Raw genomic sequence first — 5,015 nt, forward strand, 5'->3', positions numbered from 1 at the left:
AGTGCCTCGATCTTGCCGGCATCCTTGTCGACGCAGACCACATCATGACCGAAATCCGAAAAACACGCGCCAGAGACGAGGCCGACATAGCCCGAACCGATCATCGTAATCCGCATTTGCTGCCCCTCTTAGCCACATGGGTCGTATCGACTCACCGCGCGCGCGACCTACAGCCCCCTAACGCCCGAACGGGCAGCCGCCTAGCAAGCCTATCCCAGCGACCATCGATTTCGACGGCGGCTGCCCTTGATGGGCACGGTGCAGCAGCAGTCAGCAAACGCCGCCTGAATTGACCTTGAAACGCGAGGGATCGGCATCTGTAAGTGCCTATTAAGAAGCATACGTTATGAAGCAAGTATGCCGCGCCCACGTATCTTGGTGATCTTCGGAACACGCCCCGAAGCCATAAAATTATTTCCCGTGATCAAGGCACTAGCTGCCGATCGTTCGCTTGACGTTCGAACCTGTGTTTCTGCGCAGCATCGCGGCCTGCTCGATCAGGTGCTCCGCCTCGCCGAGATAACTCCCGACATTGACCTTGATCTGATGGAGAGTGGACAGAGCCTCGACCGGCTGACGGTAAGGCTCCTCACGGGCCTTGGCGATGCGATCGACGCCGAAAGACCCGACCGTGTGATCGTCCAAGGTGACACGGCAACGGCGATGGTCGGTGCGCTCGCCGCCTATTATCGGCGTGTGCCCGTAAGCCATGTCGAAGCGGGCTTGCGATCGGGCGAGATTTATCAACCATTTCCCGAAGAGGTGAACCGCCGCATCGTCGCGACCATTGCCGACCAGCATTTCGCGCCGACGCAGACCGCAGCCGATGCGCTGCTGCGCGAGAATGTCGCACCGGATGCCGTGCACGTCACCGGCAATACCGTGGTCGACGCCCTTCTCGCCACCCGTGCACGGATCGTTGCTGACCCTTCGTTTGCCGCTGGACTCGATCCACTTGCCTCGCGGTTCGCCGACAAGCGCATCATTCTCGTCACGACGCACAGGCGCGAAAATTTCGGCGGCGGCATGGAAAATATCGCGCGCGCAATCGCGCGCATCGCCGAGCGCGACGATCTCGCCGTCGTCTTTCCGATTCACCCCAACCCCAACGTCGTGTCGGTCATGGACCGGATTCTCGGCGACCGCCCGAACATCGCCCGGATCGATCCGCTCGATTACCCTCACTTCATCCGCGCGTTGGGGATAAGCCATATCGTGCTCACTGACTCGGGTGGCGTTCAGGAAGAAGCACCGACGCTCGGCAAACCAGTTCTCGTGATGCGCGATACCACCGAACGGCCCGAGGGCGTGATGGCCGGTACCGCCAAGCTGATCGGCGCGCACGAGGACCGCATCGTTTCAGAAGTTTTCGCGCTGGCTGATGACGACTCTGCCTATCAAACGATGGCCCGCGCGCACAACCCTTTCGGTGACGGGCAGGCATCGATCCGGATTGCCGGCATAATTTCAGCAGGCTTTGGAACCTAGCAATCGCATCGGACGTTTAGAGAAAATCGCGTACAGGGCGACGCTGGTGGCGGCCGATCGTTAACGCCAAAAAAGCGAGATATCAAAAATATTTGATAACCGCTAATGTCCGCCTGATGCCATTGCCGCAGTGCTGCGCGACTGTTACGCGACGATGTGATCAGTGAGCATATTCTCCCTATTCGGCAGTCGCCATCCGCCGAAGCCGCCGCTGAGTTTCTGAAAGCAGCTGCGCCACCGGCAGGTGGAACAGAGGTGGCTCGGCAAAACTGGACAGGGTGCTAAGAGGAGTTTCTGCCTGAACGCGGCCAGCATGGCTGCCGAACAGGAGATCGTCTGACGAAGCGAACACGCCGGAACCACAGCCCGGCATTCAAGGCGAAGGTGGCTTTGGCTGCTGTGAAGGGCGAGAAGCTGCTGTGAAGGGCGAGAAGACGCTGGCCGAGCTGGCGCAACAGTTCGACGTTCACCCGAACCAGATCACGACATGGCGCGGCCAGTTGCTTGAAGGGGCGGCAGGGGTTTTCGGGTCGGAGGGCCATAGCGAGCCGGCCGAGCCGGCGACCGACGTGAAGACGTTGCACGCCAAGATCGGCGAGTTGACGCTGGTGAACGATTTTTTGTCCGGGGCGCTCGGCCCAAGATCGTAACGGGGCGGGACTGTTGCCGAGCGCAAAACGATGATTGACCGTTCGTATGCGTTGTCGGTGACGCGGCAAATCGTGCGCTCCCTAAGGTCGCTCGGGCCGATCCATCGTTTCCGAAATCTTCACCCTCACCGACGATAACGCCGCCTATCAAGCGATGGCGCGCGCCCACAATCCGTTCGGCGACGGCCACGCATCGGCACGGATTGCGGGGATCGTTGCACATGGTTTCGGGCGCTGACCTAAAAGTAGCAGTCATCGGTCTCGGTTACATAGGCCTCCCCACCGCCGCCGTCATTGCCCGTACCGGCGTGCACGTGCTGGGCATCGACGTGTCCGAGCATGTCGTCGAAACCGTCAATTCGGGCAAAGTCCATATTGAGGAAGTCGACCTCGACGGCCTCGTCTCGGGCGTCGTCGCGCGCGGGCATTTGCGCGCATCGACATTGATCGAACCTGCCGACGTGTTCGTCATTGCTGTCCCGACGCCGTTCAAGGACAATCACCAGCCCGACATCGGCTATGTGCTGAAGGCCGCGACCACGGTGGCTGCCGTGCTGAAGGTGGGCGACATCGTTGTGCTCGAATCGACATCCCCCGTCGGCACCACCGAACAGGTCCGCGATTTGCTGGCACAGTTGCGGCCTGATCTGAAGATGCCCGGCAAGAGTGCTGAACTCGGCGATGTTTCGATCGCCTATTGCCCTGAACGTGTGCTGCCGGGGCGCATTCTGGTTGAGCTGATCGATAACGACCGCGTCATCGGCGGCATCACCCCGCGCTGTGCGCGCAAGGCCTTGGCCTTTTACCGCCGCTTCGTGCGCGGCGCCTGCGTCACGACGACGAGCCGCGCGGCGGAAATGACCAAGCTCACCGAAAACGCGTTTCGCGACGTGAACATTGCCTTTGCCAACGAACTCAGCCTGGTTGCCGACACGATGGGCGTCGATGTGTGGGAAGTGATCCGCCTCGCCAACCGCCACCCCCGCGTCAACATCCTGTCGCCCGGCCCTGGTGTCGGCGGGCATTGCATCGCCGTCGATCCGTGGTTCCTCGTGAGCGCTGCACCCGAGCAGACGCCGCTGATCCGCACCGCACGCGAAGTCAATGACGGCAAGGTTGCGCACACGATTGCGCGTGCGGCGGCCCTGATCGATCAGCACCCCGGCCAGTCGGTCGCGTGCATGGGCCTCGCCTTCAAGGCCAACATCGACGATTTCCGCGAAAGCCCCGCGCTCAAGGTCGCCGCCGCGCTTGCGGCGCGGTACGGCGAGCGCATCCGCATTGTCGAACCCTATGCGAAGACGCTGCCGCGCGCGTTCGACGGCACCGGCGCGACGCTGATCGACCTCGACGACGCCATCGAACGTTGCCCGGTGATGATCGTGCTCGTTGATCACGAACTCTTCAAATCGGTCCCGCTCGACGAACGCTTGACCAAGGCGGTGTACGACACCCGCGGTATCTGGCCCGATCAGCCGGCGCCGGTCGCGCCGCCCGTCGATCTGCGCCTCGCAAGCTGATTGCTCGCGCCGCGCGAATCGCCCAGTAACCAGCCATGACCATCCTCGTCACCGGTGCCGCAGGTTTCATCGGCCATGCCGTCAGCCACGCGCTGCTCGATCGCGGCGAATCGGTGATCGGGATCGACAACCTCAACGACTATTATGATGTGCGGCTGAAGCAGGACCGACTGGCCAACCTGACCGCGCGCAGCGGCTTTGCTTTCGAGCGACTCGATATCGCCGATTCGCAACCCGTCGCGGACATTGTCCGGTCGAGTGGCACCGACCGCGTGGTCCATCTCGCCGCGCAGGCGGGGGTACGCTATAGTCTCCAGAACCCGATGGCCTATGAACGATCAAACCTCGCGGGCCATCTCGCGGTGCTTGAGGCCTGCCGCGCCGCGGATATCGCACATCTCGTCTATGCGTCATCGAGCTCGGTTTATGGCGATCGACCGCTCGACGGCCAGGGCTTTCGCGAGGATGACCCCACGGTCACGCCGGTCTCGCTTTACGCCGCGACCAAGCGTGCCTGCGAATTGATGAGCCAGAGCTATACAATGTTCGGCTTCCCGCAGACCGGCTTGCGCTTCTTCACCGTTTATGGCCCCTGGGGCCGTCCCGACATGGCCTATTTCTTCTTCACGCAGAAGATGCTCGCGGGCGAACCCATCGAGGTGTTCGGCGAAGGCAAACTTGCGCGCGATTTCACATACATCGACGATATCGTCGCGGGAATTGTGGGTGCGCTCGATCACCCACCCGAGCGGCATGGCCACCGCATTTTGAACATCGGCAATTGTCATCCCGAGACTGTGCTGGCGATGATCGAAGCGCTCGAATCAGCGCTCGGGGTCACCGCGAAAAAGGTCATGAAGCCCAAACCGCCGGGGGACGTCACCGCGACCTTTGCCGACGTATCGCGCCTTACTGCATTGACCGGCTATGCGCCGCAGGTCGCGATCGGTGACGGCATGGCGCGGTTCGCGACATGGTTCCGCGACTATTACCGCATCGGCTGATCGGCGAGTGCGATCATCGGCGGGACGAACGGCGCAGTGACCTTCGTCGGGATATTTGCTGCCTCTGCGTCGAGCGCGGTCGCACGCTCTCGCCAACTCCGATATGCGCGATTCCGGAACAAGCCGCCGTCGAGCTTCTTGCCGGGACCCCGCCAGAAGGCGCCGGCGAGGCGTGGATCATAGCCGGCGTTGAAGAGCAGATAGACGCTAAGCCGATCGGCCTCGCTTTCCGCCTGGGCGTGCAGCCGTCCGCTGCGGCCGAGTTCCGAGAATATACCGTATTTGACGCCAGCCGCATCCATCCGCGCGCGGTGCTTCAAGATGATGTGGGCGAGCTCATGCGCAACGATCAC

The 5,015-nt window shown here is 62.0% G+C and carries 4 protein-coding genes and 3 pseudogenes; 5 read left to right on the forward strand and 2 right to left on the reverse strand.

Annotation, left to right across the window (positions count from 1 at the left end; all coding sequences use genetic code 11):
- On the reverse strand, nt 1–116 hold a 116-nt coding region (locus tag K2W81_RS14280), incomplete at its 3' end, for a hypothetical protein (RefSeq protein ID WP_294104295.1).
- 241 nt (nt 117–357) lie between these two features.
- On the opposite strand from K2W81_RS14280, the gene wecB reads away from it, so the two are divergent.
- The 5 genes and pseudogenes from wecB to K2W81_RS14305 all read left to right on the forward strand — a co-directional run bounded on the left by wecB (nt 358) and on the right by K2W81_RS14305 (nt 4,662).
- Nucleotides 358–1,488, forward strand: coding sequence for a non-hydrolyzing UDP-N-acetylglucosamine 2-epimerase (wecB, locus tag K2W81_RS14285; protein WP_294105492.1), 1,131 nt, complete (start codon nt 358–360; stop codon nt 1,486–1,488).
- Nucleotides 1,489–1,824: 336 nt separating this feature from the next.
- Nucleotides 1,825–2,207 (forward strand): annotated as a pseudogene (locus tag K2W81_RS14290) (transposase); the annotation flags it as partial.
- 34 nt (nt 2,208–2,241) lie between these two features.
- Nucleotides 2,242–2,376 (forward strand): annotated as a pseudogene (locus tag K2W81_RS14295) (UDP-N-acetylglucosamine 2-epimerase (non-hydrolyzing)); the annotation flags it as partial.
- Nucleotides 2,360–3,658, forward strand: a complete 1,299-nt coding sequence (gene wecC / locus K2W81_RS14300; protein ID WP_294105493.1) for a UDP-N-acetyl-D-mannosamine dehydrogenase — start codon at nt 2,360–2,362, stop codon at nt 3,656–3,658. The pseudogene K2W81_RS14295 and the gene wecC, both read left to right, overlap by 17 nt.
- Nucleotides 3,659–3,693: 35 nt before the next feature.
- Nucleotides 3,694–4,662 carry an NAD-dependent epimerase/dehydratase family protein gene (locus K2W81_RS14305; protein WP_294105495.1) on the forward strand — a complete coding sequence of 323 codons (969 nt, stop codon included), beginning with the start codon at nt 3,694–3,696 and terminating at the stop codon, nt 4,660–4,662.
- Here K2W81_RS14305 and K2W81_RS14310 read toward each other — a convergent pair.
- Nucleotides 4,647–5,015, reverse strand: a pseudogene (locus K2W81_RS14310) (peptidase M48 family protein); the annotation flags it as partial. The gene K2W81_RS14305 and the pseudogene K2W81_RS14310 overlap by 16 nt on opposite strands.

Source organism: Sphingomonas sp. (assembly GCF_019749955.1).
Classification (GTDB): Bacteria; Pseudomonadota; Alphaproteobacteria; order Sphingomonadales; family Sphingomonadaceae; genus Sphingomonas.